At 64.2% G+C, this 25,275-nt stretch carries 21 protein-coding genes and 1 tRNA gene; 5 read left to right on the forward strand and 17 right to left on the reverse strand.

What is annotated here, in order from left to right:
* Positions 1 to 152: 152 nt before the first annotated feature.
* Positions 153 to 473, forward strand: a complete 321-nt coding sequence (locus tag JQ591_RS26735; RefSeq protein WP_211398998.1) for a hypothetical protein — start codon at positions 153 to 155, stop codon at positions 471 to 473.
* 43 nt (positions 474 to 516) lie between these two features.
* Here JQ591_RS26735 and JQ591_RS26740 read toward each other — a convergent pair whose 3' ends face one another.
* From JQ591_RS26740 to JQ591_RS26755, 4 genes are all read right to left on the reverse strand, one after another.
* Positions 517 to 1,788, reverse strand: a complete 1,272-nt coding sequence (locus tag JQ591_RS26740) for a flavin monoamine oxidase family protein (RefSeq protein WP_211398999.1) — start codon at positions 1,786 to 1,788, stop codon at positions 517 to 519.
* A gap of 10 nt (positions 1,789 to 1,798) precedes the next feature.
* Positions 1,799 to 2,509, reverse strand: coding sequence for a RibD family protein (locus JQ591_RS26745; protein ID WP_211399000.1), 711 nt, complete (start codon positions 2,507 to 2,509; stop codon positions 1,799 to 1,801).
* A gap of 19 nt (positions 2,510 to 2,528) precedes the next feature.
* Positions 2,529 to 3,203, reverse strand: a complete 675-nt coding sequence (locus tag JQ591_RS26750; protein ID WP_027514241.1) for an FABP family protein — start codon at positions 3,201 to 3,203, stop codon at positions 2,529 to 2,531.
* A 160-nt stretch (positions 3,204 to 3,363) separates the two neighbouring features.
* Positions 3,364 to 3,543 carry a hypothetical protein gene (locus JQ591_RS26755; RefSeq protein WP_211399001.1) on the reverse strand — a complete coding sequence of 60 codons (180 nt, stop codon included), beginning with the start codon at positions 3,541 to 3,543 and terminating at the stop codon, positions 3,364 to 3,366.
* Positions 3,544 to 4,140: 597 nt separating this feature from the next.
* Here JQ591_RS26755 and JQ591_RS26760 point away from each other — a divergent pair.
* The gene (locus tag JQ591_RS26760) at positions 4,141 to 5,286 is read left to right on the forward strand and encodes a helix-turn-helix transcriptional regulator (RefSeq protein WP_211399002.1); all 1,146 of its coding nucleotides are present in this window, start codon (positions 4,141 to 4,143) and stop codon (positions 5,284 to 5,286) included.
* A gap of 58 nt (positions 5,287 to 5,344) precedes the next feature.
* Positions 5,345 to 6,487: a helix-turn-helix transcriptional regulator gene (locus JQ591_RS26765; protein ID WP_211399003.1), complete on the forward strand. Its 1,143-nt coding sequence runs from the start codon at positions 5,345 to 5,347 to the stop codon at positions 6,485 to 6,487.
* Positions 6,488 to 6,514: 27 nt separating this feature from the next.
* Here JQ591_RS26765 and JQ591_RS26770 read toward each other — a convergent pair whose 3' ends face one another.
* The 3 genes from JQ591_RS26770 to pcaB form a co-directional block, all read right to left on the reverse strand.
* Positions 6,515 to 7,834 carry an aminotransferase class V-fold PLP-dependent enzyme gene (locus JQ591_RS26770; RefSeq protein ID WP_211399004.1) on the reverse strand — a complete coding sequence of 440 codons (1,320 nt, stop codon included), beginning with the start codon at positions 7,832 to 7,834 and terminating at the stop codon, positions 6,515 to 6,517.
* 268 nt (positions 7,835 to 8,102) lie between these two features.
* Positions 8,103 to 8,987, reverse strand: a complete 885-nt coding sequence (locus JQ591_RS26775; RefSeq protein WP_349630409.1) for a tripartite tricarboxylate transporter substrate-binding protein — start codon at positions 8,985 to 8,987, stop codon at positions 8,103 to 8,105.
* Positions 8,988 to 9,088: 101 nt separating this feature from the next.
* A complete protein-coding gene (gene pcaB, locus JQ591_RS26780) occupies positions 9,089 to 10,495 on the reverse strand; it encodes a 3-carboxy-cis,cis-muconate cycloisomerase (protein ID WP_211399006.1) in 1,407 nt (468 codons plus the stop codon).
* Between the two features lie 757 nt (positions 10,496 to 11,252).
* Here pcaB and JQ591_RS35600 point away from each other — a divergent pair.
* Positions 11,253 to 17,567 carry a S8 family serine peptidase gene (locus JQ591_RS35600; protein ID WP_211399007.1) on the forward strand — a complete coding sequence of 2,105 codons (6,315 nt, stop codon included), beginning with the start codon at positions 11,253 to 11,255 and terminating at the stop codon, positions 17,565 to 17,567.
* 135 nt (positions 17,568 to 17,702) lie between these two features.
* Here JQ591_RS35600 and JQ591_RS26790 read toward each other — a convergent pair.
* The 9 genes from JQ591_RS26790 to JQ591_RS26830 all read right to left on the reverse strand — a co-directional run bounded on the left by JQ591_RS26790 (position 17,703) and on the right by JQ591_RS26830 (position 23,703).
* Positions 17,703 to 17,778: transfer RNA gene (locus tag JQ591_RS26790), tRNA-Phe, on the reverse strand.
* A 184-nt stretch (positions 17,779 to 17,962) separates the two neighbouring features.
* Positions 17,963 to 18,145, reverse strand: a complete 183-nt coding sequence (gene yacG / locus JQ591_RS26795; protein WP_211399008.1) for a DNA gyrase inhibitor YacG — start codon at positions 18,143 to 18,145, stop codon at positions 17,963 to 17,965.
* Positions 18,146 to 18,240: 95 nt separating this feature from the next.
* Positions 18,241 to 18,870, reverse strand: a complete 630-nt coding sequence (locus tag JQ591_RS26800; protein WP_007597557.1) for a Maf-like protein — start codon at positions 18,868 to 18,870, stop codon at positions 18,241 to 18,243.
* A gap of 156 nt (positions 18,871 to 19,026) precedes the next feature.
* Positions 19,027 to 19,494, reverse strand: coding sequence for a low molecular weight phosphatase family protein (locus JQ591_RS26805; RefSeq protein WP_211399009.1), 468 nt, complete (start codon positions 19,492 to 19,494; stop codon positions 19,027 to 19,029).
* A 6-nt stretch (positions 19,495 to 19,500) separates the two neighbouring features.
* A complete protein-coding gene (locus JQ591_RS26810) occupies positions 19,501 to 19,998 on the reverse strand; it encodes a UPF0262 family protein (protein WP_007615473.1) in 498 nt (165 codons plus the stop codon).
* Positions 19,995 to 21,290: a histidinol dehydrogenase gene (gene hisD / locus JQ591_RS26815; protein ID WP_211399010.1), complete on the reverse strand. Its 1,296-nt coding sequence runs from the start codon at positions 21,288 to 21,290 to the stop codon at positions 19,995 to 19,997. The genes JQ591_RS26810 and hisD overlap by 4 nt, the downstream gene beginning before the upstream one ends.
* Before the next feature lie 272 nt (positions 21,291 to 21,562).
* Positions 21,563 to 22,000, reverse strand: coding sequence for a DUF2948 family protein (locus tag JQ591_RS26820; RefSeq protein ID WP_211399011.1), 438 nt, complete (start codon positions 21,998 to 22,000; stop codon positions 21,563 to 21,565).
* Positions 22,001 to 22,078: 78 nt separating this feature from the next.
* On the reverse strand, positions 22,079 to 22,738 hold the full coding sequence (locus JQ591_RS26825; RefSeq protein WP_211399012.1) for an NAD(P)H-binding protein: 660 nt from the start codon (positions 22,736 to 22,738) through the stop codon (positions 22,079 to 22,081).
* 26 nt (positions 22,739 to 22,764) lie between these two features.
* Positions 22,765 to 23,703: an SDR family oxidoreductase gene (locus JQ591_RS26830; RefSeq protein ID WP_211399013.1), complete on the reverse strand. Its 939-nt coding sequence runs from the start codon at positions 23,701 to 23,703 to the stop codon at positions 22,765 to 22,767.
* An 83-nt stretch (positions 23,704 to 23,786) separates the two neighbouring features.
* Here JQ591_RS26830 and JQ591_RS26835 point away from each other — a divergent pair, with 83 nt between their 5' ends.
* Positions 23,787 to 24,440 (forward strand): TetR/AcrR family transcriptional regulator, encoded by a 654-nt coding sequence (locus JQ591_RS26835; protein ID WP_211399014.1) that lies wholly within the window; start codon positions 23,787 to 23,789, stop codon positions 24,438 to 24,440.
* A 6-nt stretch (positions 24,441 to 24,446) separates the two neighbouring features.
* Here the strand turns inward: JQ591_RS26835 and JQ591_RS26840 are convergent, their stop codons facing one another.
* Entirely contained in the window at positions 24,447 to 25,271 is an 825-nt protein-coding gene (locus JQ591_RS26840; RefSeq protein ID WP_211399015.1) for an alpha/beta fold hydrolase, read from the reverse strand.
* Positions 25,272 to 25,275: the final 4 nt, after the last annotated feature.

The raw sequence follows: 25,275 nt of genomic DNA on the forward strand, positions 1-25,275 counted from the left end.
GATCAACGCCGGCGATGCGACAATAAATCTCACGACAAGCGCATTTCGCGCGAATCGGAGGCCGATGAAACTGCGTCGTTTCGACGCCCGCACTGGCCGGAACGCGCCGGATGCCCATGTGTTGTCACACGACATTCAACTGGAGTGATGACATGAAGTATCTCTTTGTCGCGATGGCCGTCGGTGCTGCGGCGCTTGCCGGCGGGTCGGCGGCGAACGCGGCCAACCCTTCGAGCGCGAAACAGAACGCGCCGGCCGCTCAGTCAACCGATATCAGCGCGCAGCACAGGCACCACCATCATGGCCATCGCCATCACTGGCGCCCTCACCACCATCATGGCTATCATCGTCCGCACTACCGCAGCTACGGCTATTACCCGCGGCATCACGGCTATTACGGCGGAGGGCCGTACGGATATTACGGCGGTGGCGGTCCCGCCGTGACGTTCGGCTTCGGCGGCAGTCGCTGGTAAGACGAAAGGCCCGCGGAATGCGGGCCTTTTTTCGCTCGCCAGCCTATCCCCGCAAGATCATCCCCGCCGTCTGCTGGCCGCTCGCCAGCGCCGCCTCGACTGTTCCCATGTCGGCTCCGCGATAGAGCGCCTCGCCTGAGAACAGCACCGGACCGTCGGCCCGCGCGAGGATCCCTTGCGCCTCGCGCGTTCGCGGCGTCGCCCAGGAGTAGGCGCCGCGGGCGTAGGGATCGCGCGCCCAGTTTGTCGCAGCGGCCGCGACGAGCTCACGCGAGAGATCCTCGCGCGGTTGCTTGAAAATGGCCGCCAGCGAATCGAGCCCGGCATCGATGAGCCCTTGCGGATCGAGATGCGACAGCGCCGCCGTGCGCGGGCCGCCGAACCAGCCGGTAAGCACGGGATGCTGGTCGGGATATCGCGTCCACCACACCGGGATGGTCTGGTCGGATAGAAGGAAGGTCATGTCCGCGAGCTCTTCCTTGCGCTCGCGCCACCATGGCCGCGTGAAACGCAGCAGAATTTTTATCACATTGCCGAAGCCGATGTCGTCGGCGGCCGCGGCCTTCGCGCGCGCGCTGCTCGGCAGACCGATCTCGCGCAACAGCGGCAGCGGCACGGTGAGGATCACGCGATCGCAGCCATGCACATCGCCGCCGGCACAGCGGACGGCCATCGTGCCGCCGGCCTCCTCGATCGCCGACACCACGCAGCCGAAGCGAAACGTCGCGCCAAGCCTGCGGCACTCGGCCGTCAGGAACTCGATCATCGCACCATAGCCGCCCTTGATGCGCGCCTGCGGGGAGTGCCCGCCATCCATCCATTCCTCGCGCAGCGCCAGTGTGGAGGCGCGCTCGGGGTCGGCCGCGTCATAGCCCTCGACCATCCGCTCGATTGAATGGCGCAGCCGCGCGTACTCATTCCCGGCAAAATGCCGGCGCAGGAAATCGGCGACGGTGAGATCGTCCTTCAAGTCCCGAAGCACGGCTTGCAGCTCAGCCTCATGCGGATCGAAGCCATCCTCGCGCACGATGTCTGCGCCGTCAAAGCTCCACCGCTCGCCTTCGATCCCCTGAAGGGACAGCCCGGCCTCACGCAGCAACGCCCGCGTGACCGGCGCCTCGCCGTGGACGAATTCGGCGCCGCCATCGGCGGGGTAGCCGAACTCCGAAGTCGACAGCGGATGGATGCGGCCGCCGCAGCGCTCGCGCGCCTCCAGGATCGTCACTGTCCTGCCCGCGCACGCCAGCTCGCGCGCCGCCATCAGGCCGGCTGCGCCGGCACCGACGATGACGATATGCTCTGATGTTGCCGACATCTCGGTGCTGTTACTTGCCCACGGCCTGCGGGTCGTTCTGGATCAGATAGCGCAGCAGCAAGACACCGCCGCCGAGATCCCGCGTGCTCTCCAGCGTCATCGCGGTCAGCGGTGCACGCCGGTCCCCGTCGGAGTCCGTCGAATCGAACACGAAGGGTGCGCCCTTGGCGCCATCGATCGCGGGACTGAGGATCAGATTGAACTCGTCGATCAGACCGGCACGCAGGAACGCGCCGTTGGCGACGCCGCCACCCTCCACCAGCAGGCGCTTCACGCCGAGCTCGCGGTTGAGAATGTCCAGCGTCAGCGCGAGGTCGATCTCGGACTTGCCGGCAAAGATATAGGACACGCCCTCGCCGCGGAGCCCGGCGAGATGCGAATCGGAGACACTCTCGGTCAGCACGACGACGATCGGATCGCCGCCGATATCGGAGCGGCCCCAGCCGATCTTGCCCTGCGCATCGAGCACGACGCCATAGGTTTTCGCATCACGTCGCGCGAACCAGCTTTCGCGCGGAAATTTCGCGTCAGCCGTCGTAGGATAGGGCTTGCCCTTGGCGAACTCCGAGCCGGTGACGCGGCCGATCACCCAGGCATCGCCGCCGAGCTCGTCATGGACCTTCTCGAACCAGTCCGTCCCCGCCCCCTTCGGGCGCCAGCGGCTCGGATGGGTGCGGCCATCCAGGCTCGAATGCATCTGACAGATGACGTAAGGCTTCATGCGTATCTCCTGGCCGCGCTCAGGCGGCCGGCTCATTGCCCTTCTCATTCCCCGTGGCGCGGTCGTTCACGATCACCGCGAGGGGATTAAGCTTTGGCGGTGCGACCAGTTTTAGCGTGTTGGTGTCGCGATGGTTGAACGGCGCGCCGCGCACGAACAGCTCGGTCTGGATCAGATAGGTCCAACTGCCGTCGTCGTTGAAGGTGATGTCGCAGCGGTAAGCATCGGTGCGGAACGCTTGTTCCAGAAAATCGGTCGAGCAGATCCCGTAAGCGGTGTCGCCGCGCTTGGCGGTGACGGAGATCTCCTTGTCGTCCGGCCCGGCCTTGCCCGACGCCAGCAGCACCTGCCCGCGCGGGATCGCCAGCGTCTGCATGATCAGCCCGGTCGCGGGCTCCCACAACCAGTAGCCGACCTGGTCATGGAAGGTGATGTCTTCCTCGGGCGTGTTGATGTGGATGTGATAGCGCAGCCCATAGAGCAGCTGCGGCCCGTTGGCCTGCGGATCGATCGGGTCCATCCGGATGCGCTCGATGAAGGTGCGCCGCTCCGGCCCCTCCGCCTTCGGATTGATGTCGATACCCTTGTCGGCCTGCCAGACGCCGGCGAGACGGCGGAGCGGGCCGAGATTGGCAAGGCCGTCGGGCGAGACGTCCTCGGGCTCGGTGAAGATATCGGCGGGAAGGGGGAGCATAGGTGTCCTCGCGTTATTGCGAGGCAGCAATAGCATGAGAGCGCTGGCGTGGCTCGTTCTCAGGCCTCACAATCGCGAATGGACATAGGCGCCACGCGCAGACGATACGTGATGCGAAGCGGAGCCGAACCTCCTCGGTTCGGCTCCGCCGCAAGGGCGGCTAGTGGCGGTGATCGCGAACCTCAGGCTGATTCCGGTGATCCCGGACGATGGGTTGATTGCGATGGTCGCGCACGATGGGCGGATCGCGATGGTCGCGGACGATGGTCGTCGCGTTCGAGGGTGTCACCACGTTCGCCAATGCGATCGCGGCGAGAGCCACTAGGATGTAATTGCGCATGAGTCTTGCCTTCTGCTTGGTGGATCACTGCGAGCCACCTGACAACAAGCTAAGATTGATCAGCTCGAATGATATGTGTCGTCGATCACCCGGCGATGATCGATGCGCTGTCAGCCGTGCCGTCGTCCAATCGGAGGAGAGGCGGGGCGGCGACCGTCACGATCAATCATGATTCGGCTACGCCCGGACGGGCCTCCTCAGCCGCGATGCGGGGGGCGGTTGCGACATCGCCGTGCCGCTGAAACGGCACGGCAGCAATGCAGTCGAGAGGATGGCGACAGCAGGACGCGCAACGAAGCGTGACGACGACGTCATGACCATGTCTTTCGCAATCGACGTCGCCTCTGCCGCAGTTTTAATCAGACACCCGAGCGTCGGGCTTACGCAGTCAAGCCGCTGACGTTCCGGAATTCGTGAAAATCATGGCAGCTGCCCAAGAGGGCGTCATAAGCATTTGTGTTCGGTGTTCCCGTTTGCGCCCCGGAATCGCGGTGATAAGATCACCGCCTCAGGATTGTGAAATACACCATAGGCGATGAAGCCACTCCTAAACTAGCGTTCACGTGACGTCCGTTATTTTCAAGTGAGTGGTTTGGAATGCAGCAGGCTTCGGTCGAGAAGTTCTCAGACCTCATCGGCGCGATCTACGACTGCGTGATCGCGCCGGAACGCTGGACGGGCGTTCTAAACGAGATTCGCACGGAGCTCGGCTTCGCGACCGCCGTGCTCTCGGCATATAGCCTCACGAACATGAGGATCGGAGTCAATGCCGCCTCCGGGACCGACCCTGTCCAGACGATGGCCCAGACCAGCATCGAGTATGCACCTGATATCGTCGAACTCTGGGGCGGCGTTGAGCGCATCCGGCAATATCCGCTTGGAGAACCGATCATTCGATCCCAGGCGGTCCCGGAGGAAATAGTCCTCGGCAATCGCTATCACCTGGAATGGGCTCTCCCCAAGGGCTTGTTCGACGCCGTCGGCGTCGCCCTCGTTCGCGAGAAAACAATGATCGGCAATGCGACATTCAGTCAGCATCAGTCGGACGGGGCCATTGACGATGCGCAGGTCAGCGGATTGCGCGTTCTCGCACCTCACATCCGCCGCGCCGTGATCATCAGCAATCTGTTCGACATGAAGACCGTGGAAGCCGCGACATTCGCCGCGACAGTGGAGGCCCTGACGGTCGGAGTCGTTCTGGCGGACGACGATTCGAAGATCGTTCACACCAATGCCGCAGCCACAGCCATGCTCGCGGCAAGCGATCCGCTTCTGGCTCGACATGGCCGCATCGCCGTTCAATCGGCGACCACCACCAGCAGATTGCAATCGGCCATCGCGCAAGCAGCGAAGGACGAGGCGGCACTCGGCCAAAAAGGCATCGGCATCCCGATCCCCCGCCCGAGCGGAGACCCTCTCGTCATTCACGTTCTGCCGCTGCGCCGCGGCCACATGCGGGCCGGCCTGGTCCAGCGCGCCGCCGCCGCTCTGTTCGTGGCATCGGCCTCCGGTCCGCCGCAGCTGCCTCACGATGCTCTCATCCAGCTCTACGATCTGACGCCGGCCGAAATTCGTATCTTCGAGCTCATCTGCGATGGACAGACACGCGACGTGATCTCGTCGCAACTCGGCGTGTCCGTCAGCACCGTGAAAAGTCACCTCTTGCACGTCTTCGAAAAGACAGGTTGCCGGCGCCAGGTCGATCTGGTCAGGCTGGCAAGGTCGCTGACGTTTCCGGCATAGGGAGGCTCGGTTGACGGTACGCTTTGTCGCCCAGTGATTTTGAAGTGAGCAGTTTGGAATGCAGCAGGCTTCGGTCGAAAAATTCTCGGACCTCATCGGCAGTGTCTATGATTGTGTGATCGCGCCGGAGCGCTGGACCGAAGTTCTGGATCAGATTTGCGCCGAGTTCGGCTTTGCCACCGGCGCGCTCTCGGTCGCCAGCCTCTCGAACATGAAGGCCGTCGTCAATGCGGTCTCCGGGTCCGACCTGGCCCAGATGGCCCAGAACGGGGTCGGCTACGGCGCCGACATCATCGAGCTCTGGGGCGGCGCCGAGCGCATTCAGCAATACCCGCTCGGCGAGCCGATCGTTCAATCCCAGGCCGTCCGGCAGGACATCATTTCCAGCAACCGCTATTATCGCGAATGGGCCCTGCCCAAGGGCTTGTTCGACGCCGTCGCCGTCGGCCTCGTTCGCGACAGGACGATGGTTGGAAATGCGATATTCAGCCAGCATGAGTCGGCAGGCCGCATCGACGATGCGCAGGTCGACGGATTGCGCCTTCTGGCGCCTCACATCCGCCGCGCCGTGACGATCAGCAATCTGTTCGACATGAAGGCGGTGGAAGCTGCCACATTCGCGGCGACGGTGGAGGCCCTGACGGTCGGCGTCGTCCTGGCCGACGAGGATTCGAAAATCGTTCACACCAACGCCGCGGCCGCGGCGATGCTCGCGGCCGGCGATCCGATCGTGGCAAGGCATGGCCGGATCGCAGTTCAATCCGCGGCAACCACGGCCACATTGCAATCGGCCGTCGCGCAGGCCGCAAAGGACGAGGCGAGGCTCGGGCAAAAAGGCATCGGCATCCCGATCCCTCGCCAAGGCAGTGACCCTCTCGTCATCCACGTTCTGCCGCTGCGACGCAGCCACATGCGATCCGGTCTGATCCAGAGGGCCGCCGCCGCCTTGTTCGTGACGTCAGCCTCCGGGCCGCCGCGATTGCCTTACGATGCGCTCAACCAGCTCTATGACCTGACGCCGGCCGAGATTCGCATCTTCGAGCTCATCTGCGAGGGACACACACGAGACGCGATCTCGAGTTTGCTCGGCGTTTCCGTCAGCACCGTGAAGAGCCACCTCATTCACGTCTTCGAGAAGACGGGCTCCCGGCGTCAGGTCGATCTGGTCAGGCTCGCGAAATCGCTGACGTTTCCGGTGTGACCGAGGCTCCCTCCCGCCTCGCACGGGTTAGCCCGCCTTCGTCCCCGTGATGGCAGCAAGCGCCTCGACGAGCCGGTCGAGATCGGCCTCCTCGGTATAGAGCGCCGGCGTCACGCGGATGCATTGGCCCTTGGCGATGCCCGCCCGGCGAACCGTCAGGACCTTGTAGGTGTCCCTGAGCTTCGCCACGGTGGCGTCGTTGTCGGCCTTGCTGGTCTTGCCGGCGAGGCGGAAGGACGTGATCGCACCATACAGGCCGACCTCATCCGGCGTCAGGATCTCGATGTCCTTGAAGCCCCTGCTACGACTGACCCAGTAGTCGCGCAAATAACGCAGGCGGGCCTGTTTCGCCGCAGCACCGATTTGCTGATGCAGTTCGACGGCCGCGGGCACCGTCAGCACCGTCGCGAAATTGACCGTGCCGGTGTGGACCCGCGAGCGGATGTCGGTGTCCGGAAAATCCTCGTCACCGAGGTCGCGATCGATGTCGGCGAGGCGGTCCTTCCTGATGTAGAGAAAGCCCACGCCGACCGGCGCGCCGATCCATTTGTGCAGGTTGAAGCCGACAAGATCGACCTCCAGCTCACCCACGCGAAAATCCATCTGTCCCCAGGAATGGGCGGCGTCGAGGATCGTGTCGATGCCCCTGGCCTTGGCCATGCGGGCGATCTCGGCGACCGGCATGATCAGGCCGGTGCGATGACTGACATGGGTGAGGAGGAGCAGCCTGGTCTTCGGATTCGCCTCGAAGGCGCGGGCATAGGCGTCTAGCACGGCCTGGCGGGTGGCCGGCTCCGGCACGTCGAACTTGACCACGTCGACGCCACGGCGCGCCTTGAGTGCGTTCATCGCATACTGCATCGAATCGTAGTCGAGGTCGGCGTAGAGCACGCTGTCGCCGGGCTTCAGCCTGTTGTAGCCGCTGATGAGCAGCTGCAGCGCTTCGGTCGCGCCGCGGGTGAGCGCGATTTCCTCGGGCGCTGCTCCGACCGCCGCCGCCACCTTGGCTCGCACGGAATCGAAATCCGCGCCCGCGCGCTGCCGCGCGTAGTAGGTGTTTTGATAGTTGACCATGTCGGACAGGCGGATGAACTCGCGCCGCACGGGCTCGGCCATGACGCCCCAGAAGCCGTTCTCCAGATTGACGATATCAGGCGTCACGGCATAGAGCCCCTTCACGGCCGACCAATAGGCCTTGTCGGTGGCGATGGCGGCCGCGGGTCCAGTCAGCTGTGCCGGCAGGCCCTCGGCGGCAAAAGCCGGCGCTGCCAGCGGCGCGACGGCTGCGGCCGCGAGGCCCTTCAGGATCGACCGGCGGTCGGAGGAAATCGTCTTGATCAGATGCATGTCCACCCTCTGCGATGCGCGGCGAAAGGAGCAGCGATCGATGGAACGCCGATGACAGCGGGATGACAACCTGATGATGCCGGACGTTGCTCTGGGAGGGACTACGATGTTGCTCTGGGAGGGACTACGATCTCGTGCTCGTCGGGGACCACGCGGGGATTACAGTGCATTTAATGCGGTAATTTTGTAGTCGATCAAAATGGCCGATCAGGTAAAGCGTGCATTGAGCGCACTATCACCGCAATTGAAGGATCGGGATCGGCTGCGCCTATTGATCGAGCCGAATCTGCGCGGTTTTGACAATGTCCTGCCAGCGCGCGATCTCTTCGGTCATCCGCTGCTTGAGCGGTGCGGGGCCGCGCTGATCCGGCGGCGGCAGAATCAAGCCTGCCTGTTCAAGTCTTCTGCGCACGCTGTCGTCGTCGAGCGCCGCGCGAAGTGCATCGGTGAACCGGTCGCGAATGGCGTCCGGCACGCCTTTCGGCAGGTAGAATGCGAACCAGCTCGACGCGACGAAGCTTGCGAGCCCCGCTTCCGTCGCCGTCGGCGTGTCCGGCAATTGCGGAACGCGTGCGGGCGCCGAAACGGCCAGAAACCGCAAATGGTTGTCAGCCAGGAAGGGAAGGACGTCGCCCAGCAATGCACAGCTGAAGTCGCTGCGGCCCGCGATCAGGTCGGTCATCGCCAGCGCCGATCCGCGATAGGGTACCCCGACCGGCTTGAACCCGACCACGCCGGTGAACAGCAGACAACTGATGTGGCTGATCGAACCGACACCGGCATGGGCCAGGGTGAGGTCCGGACCGCGCGCCTTGGCGATCGCGATGAAGGACGCCATGCTGTCCGCGCCGAGGTCGTGGCGGGCGACGACGAGGATCGGTGTTTCCGCAACCAGGCCAATCGGCGTGAAATCAGCCAGCGGATCGTAGCGAAGGTTCGGATACAGCGCGACCGATGCCGCGTGCGTGCCGACGTGACCGCTGACCAGCGTATAACCGTCGGGTGTGCTTTTGGCGACGCGCGTCGAGCCGGTCGTGCCGCCCGCCCCGGCGACATTCTCGACAATGATCGGCTGCCCGAATTGTCGCGACATGTGCTCGGATACGATCCGGCTCATCACGTCATTCGGGCCACCCGCCGCGAACGGGACCACCAGCGTGATCGGCCGTGACGGAAACGGAGCCTCGGCCTTCGCCGCACTCAGCATTGTCAGCATCGCAGCTGCGGCAACGACGGGGCGAATGCGTTTCAGCCTCATGGGGTCCCGCTCCGCTTCGCCTGTTGCGCGGCGCTGCCCGGCCGATCAGCGGATGCCGCGAGGACGCGGTCGACCTCGCGGCCGGACAAACCGGTGTACCGGGCCGGATCCGCGGCCGCTTCGATCTCGTGCGGCGCGAGGTGGGCCGTCACGGCCGGATCGCGCGCAAGGCTCTGGGCCAAGGTGAGGCCCGAAGCGATGGCGTGCGTGCAGGCCGCACCCACCATCTCATGCGCATGATGGCGCCCGACATGCGGAGCGAGCGCCATCATGACGGCCTCGGCTGCGATCAGTCCCTGTGTCCGTCCAAGATTGGCCTGCATCGCATCGGGTCTGACGACGAGCCCGGTACAGAGCCGGATGGCATTTTCCATGGCCCGGGCGATCAGCATGAAGGCTTCCGGCAGCAGCAGCCATTCGGCCTGCCACGGTCCCGTCGCCCGTTCATGGTCGTGGACCGAAGCATCGAGCATGGCGCTTGCAAGACGGCGCAACGCCGATCCGGTGCTGAGAATCTGCTCGCATATGATCGGATTTCGCTTGTGCGGCATCGTGCTGGAGCCGCCATGGCCCTGGCCACCCGGCTCCAGCACTTCCCCGACCTCGGTCTGTGCCATCAGCACGACATCGGTTGCGATCTTGCTCAGGCTCGTGGAGATCAGTCCGAGCAGGCAAACCGTCTCGGCCAAAGCGTCGCGCGCGGCGTGCCATGCCACAAGCGGCTCGGCGAGTCCGAGTTCGCGGGCCAGCCCGGCGCGGACGCGGTCGCCGTCGTCGCCGAGCGAAGCGAAAGTGCCGACAGCCCCGCCGAACTGAACCTGGAGCACTCTTGGTCTGAGTTCGGCGAGACGTTCTCTGTGGCGCAGCAGGCCCGACAGCCAGACGGAAACCTTGAATCCAAAGGTGATCGGAATCGCATGTTGAAGCTTGGTTCTGCCGACCATCGGTGTGTCGCGGTGGATTCGCGCCAGCTCCGTGGTCGCCGATATCAAGCTCTCCAGATCGCGCTCGACGAGTTCGAGCGCGTCGCGAATCTGCATCACGAGCGCGGTGTCCATGATGTCCTGACTCGTGGCACCCCAATGAACGAATTCGCCATGGGGTTTGCCAGTGAGCCGGATCAACTGCTCGACCAGATTCACGACCGGCAGTCCGGCGCGCAACGTGCCCGCGGCCAGTTCGTCGAGGTCGAGCCGCTCCGCACGAGCAGCGGACGCGATGGCCGCCGCAGCCCCGGCTGGGATCAACCCGAGCTGCCCTTGAACCCTGGCGAGCGCGGCCTCGACGAGGAGCATCGAGGCCAGTGAATTGCCCTCGCCGAAAATGGCGCGCATCGGCGCGGTGCTGAAAAGGTCGGCAAGGTGGCGGCTGCTGAAGACCGTCGCGGGCTCGAAACTCAGCATGGCGATGCCGCAACCATCGATCGCCGAGCGGGTATGTCGCCCTCTGTCACAAGCGTCCCGTCATCGCGGACGCGCACTGATAGTCTGGAGAGCAATCGCCGCTTAAAAATTAGCCGCATCGGTCGGTACCGTCCCTCCGCCGTCACGCCTCATTGCGCAACCGTATCAAGCCTAGGTTACCTCTCGGTTTTTCAAAAATGCAATGTTGAGATAAGTGCGTTCTGAATCGAAGAACGCGGCTTTCGAGGCGGCAATGGCCGCGGCGTGGTTCTTGTGCCGCGTTGCCGGCCAGCCGATCAATCCGCGACGATCGGTCCGAACGCCTCCCATCGATCGCCTGTGAAACGCATCATTCGGAACTCCTTGAGGCGCACGACCTGCGAGTCGAGGGTCGGGTCCGACGCATCGCATGATGCGTCGCTAAGGAAGAGTTGGGCTGCTCTTGCGCCGAGCGTTTCCTCCATCTCCGACGCCGCCGGCGAAATGACAGGGCATGGAACCGCGCCGCGCAAGTGCGGCCTCTCTGTTTCGTGACCAGCGACGGAGGCAACCATTGCCCAAAGCGGACCGGACTCAACCGAACGGTGGAGGCGGCCACCACTCATTTCAAATTGAATGCTTCTGCTTCGTCGCATCGGACGGAAGCGCGTGCCGACGATCGAGCAGGCGATTTGCGTGCTCGGCCCAACACAAGAATGAATCGATCTGCAACTACTGCGTGAATTTTAGATCAAGACAGTCTTTGGAGATGAGATAAATGGCTTACAAAGGTTCGGCGCGCTTCCCGTTTTTCGATCTGGACACCCCATTTTACGATCTGCAGTTTTCTTTTTCCGATCCCGTGCTCGGCAACCTAGGGCCCACGCCGAATCTCAATTCTTCGATTGCCGATCCGATTCAGCCTGCTTCGGATGCCGCTCCCGATCAGCTTTCCTCAAACTTCAATCCCAATCAGCTGGTCATCTTCCCACCGCCTCCCATTCTCGCCCCACTTCTGCAAGGCGACTGGTATCTTCAGAATGTTGGGCAAACTCTCGGCACGCCGGGCCAGGACCTCAACGTCAAGCCCGTCTGGCCGGAGTATACCGGCAAGGGCGTGCATGTCGGCATCTTCGACACAGGCGTTCAAGGTAACCACCCCGACCTTCAGGCCAATATAACCGGCATACCCGGGACGAATATTCCCAGTTATTCACCGACCGTGGCGGAACTCGGGAACTCCGAGAACGCCCATGGCACACAAGTCGCGGGAATCATCGCTGCCGCAAACGACGGTGTGGGTGCGACAGGCATCGCCTATGATGCGAAAATTACCGGCGTTGCTTTTGATGTCGGTGGGCAGGCCAATTACGGCCTCCTCACCTATTTCAAGAACTTCGATGTTACGAGCAATAGTTGGACGGACAGGCACGCTTTCGGGCTGAACTACAACCACCTCCCGCAGATCGCAGGGGCGGTCTTCACGGCCGTGACGATCGGGCGCGGCGGCCTTGGCACCATCATCGTTGCCGGCGCCGGCAACGATCGCGAGGGCGGGTCCGAATATGTCCGTGACGTGAACGAGACCAAGCACGGAGTCCAGCCGTTCCTTGCTACAGATGTCAATGCTGAGAATTTCAACAGCGACCCGCGGGTCATTACAGTGGGTGCCGTAGATCACAATGGCAACGTGCTCGATTACAGCACACCAGGCGCCGCTCTGCTGGTTTCGGCGTTCAGCGGTCTGGGCGGCACCACCGACAATGACCAAAGAAATGGAACGGGCACCGCACCCGATGGGAAGCCGCACGTCATCGGAACCAGGGACGGCGTCCTTTCCACCGATCTGCTTGGCTGGAACGGCTACAATAACAATCCCTCGGGCGGCCTCGTTGATGGCGACTACGCGCTTTTCACGGGAACGTCTGCTGCCACCCCCGAGGTGGCGGGTGTCGTTGCGCTCATGCTGCAGGCCAATCCCGATCTCGGCTGGCGTGACGTGCGCGATATTCTCGCCTTGACCGCTCGCCATACGGGAAGCGCCATCAACGCAGCCCCGACGGGGTCCGAAAAATATATTTGGACCAATAATGGCGCCGACGAATGGAACGGCGGTGGACTTCACTTCTCGAACGATTACGGGTTCGGCACCGTGGATGCCAAGGCGGCGGTTAGCCTCGCCGAAACCTGGACCGAGCAATCCGTCTCTTCCAATCAGGCCCTTGCGGTGGGATTTTTTCTTCAGCCGCTGCACATCGCCGACGCCAGTTACGTAGTCAACGCCGGCGGCGTCGTCCGCAGCGAGGAAGGAATTACGCGGTTTTCCATCAATATCGCCGACGATATCAAGATCGAGGACCTGACGCTCACCCTCACCAGCAGTCATGCGAATGTGAGCGATCTGACGATCGTGTTGACCTCGCCCGACGGGACGCGCAGCGTCATGCTGGATCAAGTCGACAACGCCGACTATCAAGCCGCCATCGTCCACGGCAACGTTAATCCTATCGCCTTCCCGACCAGCGGATGGACCATGACCAGCAACCAGTTCGCGGGCGAACTGAGCGCTGGAACCTGGACCGTCTCCATCATTGACCACAACATCGGCTACACCGGCGACATCACCAATGCCAGGCTCAACATCTTTGGCAGCGCCAACACGACCAATGACACCTACGTCTTCACCGACGAGTTCGGCACGCTCGGCAATGATTCCACCCACGGATTTGTTTTGTTTGACAGGGATGGCGGCATCGACACCATCAACGCGGCCGCCGTTTCGACCGCCTCGATCATCGACCTGGAGAATGGACATTATCGTATTGCGGGTCGCGAATACTCTGGCGGCTGGGGCACGACCGACGATTTTCACCTGCACCTGATAGAGAACGTCATCGGCGGCGACGGCGGCGACACGCTGGGCGGCAACGAGGCCGACAACCATCTCCAGGGCATGCGGGGCGACGACACGCTGCGCGGCTATGAAGGCAATGACACGCTGGATGGCGGTGCCGGCAACGACAATCTCGATGGTGGCGCCGGCGACGACACATTGACAGGTGGCGCCGGGGCCGACGTTCTCATCGGTGGTGATGGACACGACACCGTAAGCTACTGGGACTCCTTGGGGGTGAACGTCAATCTGGCAACCGGCATTGGCCTCGGGGGTGACGCCGAGGGCGACCACCTCAGCGGCATCGAACATATTGACGGCAGCCGCTTGGACGACCAGCTGATCGCCGATTCCCTTGGTGACACGCTGGACGGAAATGCCGGCAGCGACGTGCTGCTCGGCGGCGCCGGAAACGATACACTCAATGGTGGCCGAGGCGACGACTCGCTGCGCGGCCGTGCAGGCAACGACACGCTGGATGGCGGTTTTGGCAACGACCATCTCGATGGCGGCGCCGGCGATGACACATTGACCGGTGGCGCCGGCGCTGACGTTCTCATCGGCGGTAATGGATACGACACCGCAAGCTACTGGGACTCCTCGGCGGTGAACGTCAATCTTGCAACAGGCATTGGCCTCGGGGGCGACGCCGAGGGCGACCACCTCAGCGGTATCGAACATGTTTACGGCAGCCGCTTAGGTGACACGCTAACCGCCGATGCGCTTGGTGACACCCTGGACGGAAATGCCGGCAACGACGTGCTGACCGGCGGCGCCGGAAACGATACGCTCAATGGCGGCCGTGGCGACGATATGTTCATGGTCGGCCAAGGCGGCGTCGACCGTATCGATGGCGGCGTCGGGGGGACCGACACGGAAAACTTCAGCCAATCCGCCAGCGCGATCTGGGCTCAGCTCGACTCCGCGGATAGCTCGGCAGGACCAAGATGGATCTTGCCCGCCGACCCCGATGCGACCGGCCACGCCTGGACCACATCCGACGACAGTTTGTGGGAGGCCAATTACTCCGGCCTCTTCCAAGGGATCGTCCAATCGATCGACGTCGAAAACATCACCGGCAGCCAGTTCAACGATATCCTGGAAGGCGACAGCGACAGCAACATCCTGGTCGGCGGGCTCGGCGATGACGAGTTCTACGGCATGGGCGGCGCGGATACCTACATCGGCGGCACATCCGCGCACTCAAGCAGCTTCGGTATCGGCGGCGATGATCTGGTCGGCTATTGGTACGCGGGTGCGGCGGTGACAGTCGATTTGGAGAACGATTCCAGAAATACCGGTGAAGCTGCCGATGATCGGTTCTACGGCATCAAAGGCCTGGGCGGCAGCTTCTACGACGACGCGCTCCACGGCACCGCCGGCAACAATGTGCTGATGGGTGAGGCAGGCGCCGATATCCTCGACGGACGCGAGGGCGAGGACACCGCGAGCTACCGCTGGGCCCTGCCTCCGGTCGAAGGCAGCAGCGAGGGGGTCACGGCCAACCTTGCCCACGCGGAGCTGAACACGGGCGATGCCAAAGGCGACACCTACATCTCGATCGAAGATCTGCAAGGCAGCTATTTCGACGACACCCTCACCGGTGACACCGGCAACAATCGGATCGAGGGCCTGAACGGTCAGGATACTCTGACCGGCGGTGGCGGCAACGATACCTTCGTCTTCGCGCACGCGAGCGATATCGGAGGCGGCGCGACCGGCTCGGCGTCCGATGTCATCACGGACTTTTCGGCCGGCGACATCATCGACCTGTCCGGCATCGATGCAATCGATGCAACGGACCCGAAGGACAGTTTCTCCTTGATCGGAGATGCTGCATTTTCAGGGCATGCAGGCGAATTGCGGACCGGCCAGGATCATGCCACGGGCATGACGTACGTCCAGGGCGATACCAATGGCGATGGGATCGCGGACTTCCAGCTCAACCTGTCGAACCAGTACCATCTGGCGGCGTCAGACTTCCGGTTCACGCCCCCGGCGCCCGATATCTCTGGCAAGGCGGAGGACGGCTACCTCGCCGGCGCGACGATCTTCGCAGATACCAATCACGATCATGTCTTGAGCCCCCATGAAGCCGCGACCACGACGGATGATCATGGCAATTTCACCCTCGCACCTGGAGCAGCCCCCCTCATCGCCATCGGCGGAACCGATATTGCGACCGGCCTGGCGTTCAAAGGGTTCCTTTCCGCCCCCTCCGGCGCCACGGTGATCACGCCGCTGACGACATTGGTGCAGGTTTTGACGGAGAGCGGCGTCGCCGATCCGCTCGCCAAGGTGCTGCAGGTCTTTCATCTGCCGTCCGGCACCGATCTGCTTCACATCGACCCCGTCGCCATGGCCGCGGCGGGCGAGCCGTCGGGTTTCAACCTGCTCGCAGCCGGCGCAGGCGTGATGTCCGATGTGGCCTTGATTGCCGCCGGCCTGGAGGGCCAATCGAACATGGCTCCGATGGCGGCAGCCACGAGCGCCTTTGCTGCCGTGGCATCGGTCATATCAGGCAATGCGAGCATCGATCCGACCGATGCAGGTCTGCTCCGGCAGATTGCGACCGTCGCCGGCTTGACCGGCGAATTTGCGGACAGTGTCACGGACGCGCTGGTATCGATCAACGGCCAGATTCTTGCCGCGCCAGATACAGCGTCACTGATCGCGATCCAGACCCACGCCCAAGGCGATCTCGCCGACTCCATCGCCACGCCTGCGGCGCCGACGCTGACACTCGCCCACGATTCCGGCGCGTCGAGCACCGACCACATCACCAGCGACGCAACCATCGCGGTCGCGGCGGCAGCCCCCGGAGGAACGCTCACCTACACGGTGGATGGAAGCGTCGTTGCTGCCTATGACCCGGCAGGGCTCACGCAAGGCGCCCATCACGTCAGCATGACCCAGACCAATGCCGCCGGATACATCTCGGCCGCCGGCCAGATCGATTTCACCTACGACACCACAGCGCCGGATCTCGCATTCGCCGCGCCAACCGGACCCATCATCACGGACAGGCCAACCGAAATCTCCGGCACCGCCGGGCTCGGGGACTCCGGACTGACCATTCAGATCACCGAAGGCACGTCCGTGCTCGGCACCGCGATCGTGGGTGCTGACGGCACCTGGCACACCAACGTCACGCTCCACGGCGGCGGCGATCACACACTGGTCGCGTCGGCCACCGACCTTGCGGGCAACACGGGTCAGCTCTCGACGACGCTTGCGGCCGCCGCCAATGGGTTGCCCACCGCGGGCGGTGATCACGTCACCGCACAGGAACATACGCCGCTCGTCACATCGGCCGCCGCACTTCTCGCCAACGACACCGATCCCGACGGCGACACGCTGAGCCTGATCAACGTCGGTCACGCAACCCACGGCGACGTGGTGTTCGATGCCGCCAACCAGATCGTCACCTTTACGCCGGATGCCGGCTATAGCGGCGCCGCGGCGTTCGACTACACGGTTTCCGACGGCCATGGCGGCCTGGCCACGGGGATTGTCGACGTCACCGTCAAGGCCGGCTCCACCGGCGGCGGCTGGGGCGACGTCCATTACACCTCGTTCGACGGCTTCAAATTCAATCTGCAGTCGACCGGCGATTATGTCGTCGCCCAGGCGACGTCCGGCCCGGAATTCGAGATCGAGGGCCGTGCAGAAAATCTGGGACACGCCGGGGTGAGTTATCTGACCGCGGTCGCTGTCGAGGCCGGCGACCACCTCATCGTGTTCGACGAGGCCAAGCCGAGCACAATGCTCGTCGACGGCCATGCCGTGGCCTTCGCGGTCGGCGACCGCCTCGATCTTGGCGACGGCGTGGTGATAGGCCGGGCGACCGCAACCACCCACCAGATCGAGACGCCGCTCGACTTCGTTCAGATGACCGATCACGGCAGCTACCTCGACCTTTCCGTGCATGCGGGCAGCGCCCGCGGGCCCGGCAGTTTCGAAGGATTGCTCGGCAATCTCGACGGCAACGCCAAGAACGATTTCGGCCTTGCCAATGGCACGTGGCTGGTCAATCCGAACACCAAGGTGATCGAAGGGCTGTTTGCCGATGCCTGGCGGGTCGGAAACCAAGACAACTTGCTAGCGAGCCTCGCCAACGAAACTTTCGCGCAAAGGCTAAGCGATGCAACACATGATCATGCGCCGGCGATCCCCGTACACGACTGGCACTTGATCTGAGCGCTTGCCGAATGCGATCGCGGCCCGTTCCGATTGATCGGACAATTGGGCAATGCTCACCGCTGTCGGGGCGTAGGGAGGGACGGTCGTAGCAATCCTGATCAATCAGCCGATTGCAGCGCAGCGGTGGCAAAATGGTGCCCAGGGGCGGGATCGAACCACCGACACTGCGATTTTCAGTCGCATGCTCTACCAACTGAGCTACCTGGGCGTGCTCCAAGAGAGGCCAAGGCCCATCGAGCGGGCGGTTTATAGTGGGCTGAAGGCTGCCTGTCCACCCACGCTTCGCCGATGGCTTCGCGGGGCGCCGCCCGGCTGTGCACAAGGCGGGAGGTGGCTCGGAGGGAACGGCGCGCGGCGGCGCCTTGAGAATTTAAACAATTGATACAACAGGGTTATTCCTCCCCATCTGCCTCGTCGTCTCGGCCGGGGACGACGTAGGAGCCCTTCAGCCAGCGGTTCAGATCGACGTCGCGGCAGCGTGAGGAGCAGAACGGGCGGGTAGCCTCGGACTGCGGCTTGCCGCAGATCGGGCAGGACTTGAGGGGGCTTGCGGGCTTTTTCACCTGGTCGTCCATAGGGTGCGCAGCTCATACGGGGTGAGGGAGTTCAAGAGCCTGCCGCCAAAGGGGTTCCTCGCGCAAGCGCAGGCGTCCAGGAGCGGCTTTTCGGCTCACACGGCAGTGGCGTTGAGCCAGCCGAAGCGGATCGGGAAACCTTCGCCGCCGAGCAGCGTGGTGGTCTCGTAGAGCGGCAGGCCGACCACGTTGGTGTAGGACCCCACCATCTTGACCACGAACGAGCCGGCGATGCCCTGCACGGCGTAGCCGCCGGCTTTGCCGCGCCATTCGCCGGAGCCGATATAGGCCTGGATGTCGTCCTCCGAGAGGCGCTTGAAGCGGACGCGGGTCTCGACCAGGCGCTGGCGGAAGGCCTCGCGCGGCGTCACCAGGGTGATCGCGGTGTAGACGCGGTGGTTGCGGCCCGACAGCAGCCGCAGGCACTGCGCGGCCTCGTCGACGAGGTTGGCCTTGGGCAGGATGCGGCGGCCGACCGCCACCACCGTGTCGGCGGAGAGGATGAAGGCGCCGCGCAGCTCGTCGTCGAGCTGCACCGATTTGAGCGCCGCATCCGCCTTGGCCCGCGCGAGCCGGTTGGCACAGGCGCGCGGCAGCTCGCCCCGCTTCGGCGTCTCGTCGACGTCGGCGGGCCGGAGCGCGTCCGGCTCGATGCCGGCCTGGTTGAGCAGCGACAGGCGCCGCGGCGAACCAGAGGCGAGAACGAATTTGGGGCGGCCAAGCATCAGGTGATTTGGGGGATGAAGCAGGGGGTGAATTGCGCGCGGAACCTATCGGACGGGGGCTGATTTCACAACCCGGGAACCCGGACTTTACTGATTCGACGGGCACGGGATGCGTGTGCCTGCAGTCTGTGACGCGGGTGTTACGGGCGCCGAATGCTACCCGTTCGCCGCGCCCACCTTCGAAAACCGCCGGCGGATGCGCATCAGGAGCTGATCGCAGACGTCGCGATAGGCGGCGAGCTTCTGGTCACGGCTGCCTTCGATGGTGGTGGGGTCCTGCGTCGGCCAGTACTCGACGTCGGCGGCAAGCGTCCGGGTCAGCTCCAGCGCCTTGTGATGCGCCTCCGGCGAGAGCGTGATGATCAGGTCGAAATTCAAGCCCTCCCAGTCCTCCAATTCCTCGAAGGTCTGCGGCTTGTGGGTGGAGATGTCCTGGCCGAGCTCGGCCATCACAGACACCGCGAACGGATCGAGCTCGCCGCGCCTGGCGCCGGCCGACTTCACATAGAGGCCTTGCGGGAACATGTGCCGCAGCAGGCTCTCGGCCATCGGCGAACGCACGCTGTTCATGGCGCAGGCGAACAGCACCGATTGCGGATCGCGTGCGCGTGGGGGCGCAGCCATCCGCGTTTAACCCTTCCAATGAAGGACAGTAATGAGCGTGAACAGCCGGCGCGAGGTCTCGAAATCCACCCGCACCTTGCCCTTCAAGCGCTCCTGCAGCGTACGCGATCCCTCGTCATGGATGCCGCGGCGGCCCATGTCGATGGCCTCGATCTTGTCCGGCGTCGCCGTGCGGATCGCCTGGTAGTAGCTGTCGCAGATCATGAAATAGTCCTTCACGATCCGCCGGAACGGCGTCAGCGACAACAGATGCGCGACCACGGGCGTGCCGTCCTCGCGGCGGATGTCGAACATCAGGCGGCTGCCGGTGATGCCGATATGCAGCGTGAACGGCCCCTTCCCGTCCGCGCCCTCCGGCGCGAACAGGTTCTGCTCGATCAGGTCGTAGATCGCGATCGCGCGCTCATGCTCGATGTCGGGCCCGGAACGGCCGATCGAGTCCTCGTCGAGCGTGACGCCGACGATGCGATTTTGCGAGTCGTCCTGTTCGGGCGGCTGGGTCATGACAGGTTGAGGCGCAATCCAATCGAGCGCGAATGGGCATCTAGCCCCTCCGCTTTACCGAGAATCATCGCGGCCGGCCCCAGCGCACGCAGCTGATCCGGGCCGCATTTCAGGATCGAGGTGCGCTTGAGGAAATCGTGCACCGAGAGCCCCGAAGAGAATCGTGCCGAGCGCGCCGTCGGCAGCACATGGTTGGAGCCGCCGACATAGTCGCCGATCGCCTCCGGCGTATGCGGCCCGAGGAACACGGCGCCGGCGTTGCGGATCTGTGCGGCGAGCGCGTCGGGATCTTGCGTCATGATCTCGAGATGCTCGGCGGCAATCGCATCCGCAAGCGGAATGGCGTCGTTGAGGTTCTTCACCATGATGATGGCGCCGAAATCGGCCCACGAGGCGCTGGCGATCGCGGCGCGCGGCAGCGTCTTCAACTGCGCTTCGACGGCCTTTTCGACATCGGCGGCAAGGCGCACGGAATCGGTAATCAGGATCGACTGCGCGCTGGCGTCGTGCTCGGCCTGTGCCAGCAGGTCGGCGGCAATCCAGTCGGCATTGCCGGTGTCATCGGCGATCACAAGCACCTCCGAGGGACCGGCGATCATGTCGATGCCGACCTTGCCGAACACCAGCCGCTTTGCCGCGGCGACATAAGCGTTGCCGGGTCCGACGATTTTCGCAACCGGCGCGATCGTCGCGGTGCCATGTGCGAGCGCAGCCACCGCCTGCGCGCCGCCGACGCGGTAGATCTCGCTGACGCCGCCGAGATGAGCTGCCGCCAGCACCAGCGGATTGAGCTTGCCGTCGGGCGAGGGCACCACCATGACGAGACGCGACACGCCGGCGACCTTCGCCGGCACCGCATTCATCAGCACCGAGGACGGATAAGCCGCGGTGCCGCCGGGCACGTAGAGGCCGGCGGATTCGATCGCGGTGTAGCGCCAGCCGAGCTCGACGCCGAGCGGATCGGTGAAGCGCTCGTCCTTCGGCAGTTGGCGGCGGTGATAGGTCTCGATGCGATCGCGCGCGAGCTTGAGCGCATCCAGCGTCGCGGCATCGCAGGCTTTCACCGCGACCTCGATCTCGGCGGCGGTGACGCGCAGGCCAGATGCATCCAGCGTCAACCGGTCGAACTTTGCCGTAGCCTCGAGCAGGGCCGCATCGCCCCGCTTCGCCACGTCGTCGACGATGGCTCGCGCGGCGGCCTCGACGTCGGCCGAGGCCTCGCGCTTGGCGGCGAGGAAGGCCACGAATCGCTGGTCAAAATCGGCGCTGCTGCGGTCGAGACGAACGGGCATCTTGGCTTCTAACTGGTTTTTGGGGGCGCGGTTTGGCTCACCAGGCTCCCTGCTCAATGGCGCGGCGGGGAAGCTGCGTCAACCCTTGGGCCGAGCCTTGGGCCGAGCCGTTCCCCTCCGGCGTCGTCCTGGCGAAAGCCAGGACCCGTTTCCACCAGCGGGCGTGAGGAGGCGGAATTGGGCCACATCTCGTTTCAACAACAAAGCCTTGGGGTTATGGGTCCTGGCTTTCGCCAGGACGACAACGGAATGCGTGGCCTTGGCATGCCACCTCACCCCTCCCCTTCAACCTCCAACCCCGTCCCCAGCTCATCCGCCCCGAGATCAGTCAGCTCGCATTCCAGGCACTCTACGTCGAGGCGGACGGCGCCGCCTTGGGCAAACAGGAGCAGCGCGTTCCCGCCAGGGGCGTCCTGGCCGTGGAATTCGATGCCGACGAGGTCCAGAATCGTGTCCGGCGCGTCGAGATCGATGTCGCGCGACTTGCAGGCGAGCACGCGGTCGAAACGGAGGGCGGCCACCAGCCTGCGCGGCTCGGCCTCGCCGTCCAGCGTCTGCGCCCAGTCCAACCGGCTCATGCCGACCACCAGCCGCTTTTCGCTTTGCCGCCAGATGATGTCCGAGGGCTGCACGCGGGCGTCCTGGACATGGGCCGAGATCACGGCGAGATCGTCGGCGTCGAGCGCGATCAGTTTGAGTGGGGGAGGCATCGACGGCGCTTCTCCTTCGGACGGACAGGGCTCAACGCGCGAGCGCCGAAATTTCCTTAGAACTAACGCTCCACTGGACTAGAGGCTATTGATATCCTCCATCTCCAGCACCTTCCGCGGATACCCCTCCCGCGCAACCCGGATCATGGCGCGGCCGACCTGCTCGGTCGAGGTGACGAGCCGCGGCGAGAGCCGGCGCAGCACCGACCAGAGCGGCCAGGTTGCGGCATACACGGCCTGCACCCACGCCGTCTTGGAGCGGGCACCGTGGAGCGGTTGGATCGCACCCGGCCGGAACATGTAGGCCGCCCTGAACGGCAGCTTGAGCAGATCGTTCTCGGTCTTGCCCTTGATCCGCGCCCACATCCGCGAACCCTGCTCGGTGGAATCGGTGCCGGCGCCGGTGACGTAAGTGAACGTCATCTGCGGATTGAGCCGTGCCAGCGCGGTCGCCGCTGCCAGCGTGACGTCATAGGTGAGATGACGGTAACGCTCCTCGCTCATGCCGATCGAGGAGACGCCGAGACAGAAGAAGCAGGCATCGAAGCCGGTCAGCTGCGCTTCGATCGCTGAGTAGTCCGTGAAATCGCCGTGTGTGATCTCCGTGAGCTTGGCGTTGCGGACGCCGGTCGGGCTGCGGCCGACCACGAGCACGCGGTCGATGCCGGCATCGACCAGACACTCCCGCAAAACGCCCTGCCCGACCATGCCAGTCGCGCCGAAGATGATGATCTGCATCGGGATGTCCCCAACAGGCTCGCGGCTCACGCGGCGGCCGCGATCTCGTCGAAGGATATACCGGTCAACGTCGCCGAGACATCCCACAGCATGGCTGCCGAGGCGAAATCCTTTGCCTGCGACATGATCTTCGCCAGCCTCGGTGGCCCTTTCAATTCGTAGAACCCGTTCGGACCGTAATAGCCGCCGGGCTCCGCTGCCGGAAAGGTCGCCGCCAACAAGGTCGGCAGCGCGCCTTCCGCGGCAGACTGGCTGATGAAAGGCTGCAGCCACCGGCTCACACGCGACTGCAAGGTCCTGGTGCCCGGCCCGTTCGCAATGAGATCGGTCCGCGCGTAGCCGGGATGTGCGGCAAGGCTCGTCAGGCCCCAGCCTGCGGCGAGGCTGCGGCGCTGCAACTCCAGCGAAAACATCAGCATCGCCAGCTTGGACTGACAATAGGCCCGCCACGGACGATAGGAATGCTTGCTTTGCAGATCGTCGAAATTGATCGCGCCGGAGCGGTGCGCAAGGCTCGACAGGTTGACGATTCGAGCCGCCTTCGCCCGGCGAAGCTGCGGCAACAGCCGCGCCGTCAGGGCGTAATGGCCGAGATAATTGGTGCCCAGCTGCATCTCGAAACCATCCGCCGTCTGCTGCCGCTTCGGCAGCGCCATCACGCCGGCATTGTTGACGAGCAGGTCGAGCTGCTCGTTGCTGGCGGCAAATCGCCTGGTAAAATCGGAGACGGAGGCGAGGCTGGCGAGGTCGAGATGCTCGTAGGCGATCAGCGCATGGGGAAAGCGCTCGCAAATGCCCTCGATCGCGCGCACGCCCTTTGCGTCGTTGCGCCCCGTGAGTATGACAATGGCACCGGCGCCCGCCAGCGCCATCGCCGTCTCGTAGCCGAGGCCGCCCGTCGCTCCGGTCACGACGGCAGTCTTGCCGCTGAGGGAGGGGATGTCTGCCGTGGTCCAGTCGGTCATGCCATAGCTCCGTCGGGGCTGGGAAAAGGCCCGCGACGGGTCTAAATGTGCACTGGGTGCAACTTTGCAAGTGGTGAAATGATTTGAAGCTTTCGAAGGCCGCCGGGAAATCAGTCAACAGGCGCACCAAGCCATTGCCGGCAGGAGCAAAATCCCCCGATGGCCCCGGCCTGCGCCAGCGTAAATTGCAAGAGACCCGCGAGCGGTTGACCCGCGGGGCGATGGCACTATTCCTGGAGCGCGGCTTCGAGGCCACGACCATCGACGACATTGCGGCCGCGGCGGACGTGTCGCGCCGCAGCTTCTTCCATTATTTCGCCTCGAAGGAGGACGTGGTCGCGGCCTGGCAGGAAGGCGCCGCCGCCGCGCTGGTCGCGGAGGTCGTGGCGCGGCCAGCGGGCGAAACCATGCTGACCGCGGCGGAAAACGCGATCGCGGCGGCGCTCAAGCGGATCGATCCGGCCGAGGCCGCGGCAATGTCGCGGCTCAAGCGCGACAATCCCGCGCTTCGGGCGCGCGATCAGCTCAAATACGAGAAGCTCGAGCGGGCGCTGGCCGAAGGGCTCGCCCAGCGCGCCAGAAACAAATCGGACCGGCTGAAAGCGCGGCTCGTCGCCATGATCGCCACCGGCGCGATGCGCGTCGGCGGCGAGAGCTGGATCGGCGAAGGGGCGCGGGAGAAGCCGGAAGCTTTCGTCAAGCGCACGTTCGACGCGATCAGGGCGATACTGGAGTGAGGCCACTCACCCCTTGAAGAACGCCAGCAGGTCCGCGTTGATGGTCTCGGCGTGCGTCGTCGGCATGCCGTGCGGGAAACCCTTGTAGGTCTTCAGCGTGCCGTTCTTCAAAAGCTTGGCCGACAGCGGCGCGGAGTCCGCGTAAGGCACGATCTGGTCGTCGTCGCCGTGCATCACCAGCACCGGCACATTGATCTTCTTCAGATCCTCGGTGAAGTCGGTCTGCGAGAACGCGACGATGCCGTCGTAGTGCGCCTTCGCGCCGCCCATCATGCCCTGGCGCCACCAGTTCTGGATCACCGCTTCCGACGGCTTTGCGCCGGGACGGTTGTAGCCATAGAAGGGGCCGGCCGCGATGTCGCGGTAGAAGCTGGCGCGGCCGGCAGCGAGCTGCACCTGGAAATCGTCGAACACGCTCTTCGGCAGGCCGCCGGGATTGGCGTCCGTCTTCAGCATCAGCGGCGGCACCGCGGAGAGGATCGCGGCCTTCGCCACCCGGCTCTCGCCATGGCGAGCGATGTAATGCACGACTTCGCCGCCGCCGGTGGAGTGGCCGACGTGGATCGCGTTCTTGAGGTCGAGATGCGCCGTCACGGCGGCGAGATCATCGGCATAGTGATCCATGTCGTGGCCGTCGGCGACCTGCGACGAGCGGCCGTGGCCGCGGCGGTCATGGGCGACGACGCGATAGCCGCGGGTGACGAAGAACATCATCTGCGCGTCCCAGTCGTCGGCCGACAGCGGCCAGCCATGGCTGAACACGATCGGCTGGCCCGAGCCCCAGTCCTTGTAGAATATCTCGACGCCGTCCTTGGTGGTGATGGTGGGCATGAAT

Origin of the sequence: Bradyrhizobium canariense (assembly GCF_018130465.1) — a bacterium.
Classification (GTDB): domain Bacteria; phylum Pseudomonadota; class Alphaproteobacteria; order Rhizobiales; family Xanthobacteraceae; genus Bradyrhizobium; species Bradyrhizobium canariense_C.

Bases quoted from the DNA above. Each gene is read 5' to 3' on its own strand.
- JQ591_RS26735 (WP_211398998.1), top strand. From the start codon at position 153: ATGAAGTATCTCTTTGTCGCGATGGCCGTCGGTGCTGCGGCGCTTGCC.
- JQ591_RS26740 (WP_211398999.1), bottom strand. From the start codon at position 1,788: ATGTCGGCAACATCAGAGCATATCGTCATCGTCGGTGCCGGCGCAGCC.
- JQ591_RS26745 (WP_211399000.1), bottom strand. From the start codon at position 2,509: ATGAAGCCTTACGTCATCTGTCAGATGCATTCGAGCCTGGATGGCCGC.
- JQ591_RS26750 (WP_027514241.1), bottom strand. From the start codon at position 3,203: ATGCTCCCCCTTCCCGCCGATATCTTCACCGAGCCCGAGGACGTCTCG.
- JQ591_RS26755 (WP_211399001.1), bottom strand. From the start codon at position 3,543: ATGCGCAATTACATCCTAGTGGCTCTCGCCGCGATCGCATTGGCGAAC.
- JQ591_RS26760 (WP_211399002.1), top strand. From the start codon at position 4,141: ATGCAGCAGGCTTCGGTCGAGAAGTTCTCAGACCTCATCGGCGCGATC.
- JQ591_RS26765 (WP_211399003.1), top strand. From the start codon at position 5,345: ATGCAGCAGGCTTCGGTCGAAAAATTCTCGGACCTCATCGGCAGTGTC.
- JQ591_RS26770 (WP_211399004.1), bottom strand. From the start codon at position 7,834: ATGCATCTGATCAAGACGATTTCCTCCGACCGCCGGTCGATCCTGAAG.
- pcaB (WP_211399006.1), bottom strand. From the start codon at position 10,495: ATGCTGAGTTTCGAGCCCGCGACGGTCTTCAGCAGCCGCCACCTTGCC.
- JQ591_RS35600 (WP_211399007.1), top strand. From the start codon at position 11,253: ATGGCTTACAAAGGTTCGGCGCGCTTCCCGTTTTTCGATCTGGACACC.
- yacG (WP_211399008.1), bottom strand. From the start codon at position 18,145: ATGGACGACCAGGTGAAAAAGCCCGCAAGCCCCCTCAAGTCCTGCCCG.
- JQ591_RS26800 (WP_007597557.1), bottom strand. From the start codon at position 18,870: ATGCTTGGCCGCCCCAAATTCGTTCTCGCCTCTGGTTCGCCGCGGCGC.
- JQ591_RS26805 (WP_211399009.1), bottom strand. From the start codon at position 19,494: ATGGCTGCGCCCCCACGCGCACGCGATCCGCAATCGGTGCTGTTCGCC.
- JQ591_RS26810 (WP_007615473.1), bottom strand. From the start codon at position 19,998: ATGACCCAGCCGCCCGAACAGGACGACTCGCAAAATCGCATCGTCGGC.
- hisD (WP_211399010.1), bottom strand. From the start codon at position 21,290: ATGCCCGTTCGTCTCGACCGCAGCAGCGCCGATTTTGACCAGCGATTC.
- JQ591_RS26820 (WP_211399011.1), bottom strand. From the start codon at position 22,000: ATGCCTCCCCCACTCAAACTGATCGCGCTCGACGCCGACGATCTCGCC.
- JQ591_RS26825 (WP_211399012.1), bottom strand. From the start codon at position 22,738: ATGCAGATCATCATCTTCGGCGCGACTGGCATGGTCGGGCAGGGCGTT.
- JQ591_RS26830 (WP_211399013.1), bottom strand. From the start codon at position 23,703: ATGACCGACTGGACCACGGCAGACATCCCCTCCCTCAGCGGCAAGACT.
- JQ591_RS26840 (WP_211399015.1), bottom strand. From the start codon at position 25,271: ATGCCCACCATCACCACCAAGGACGGCGTCGAGATATTCTACAAGGAC.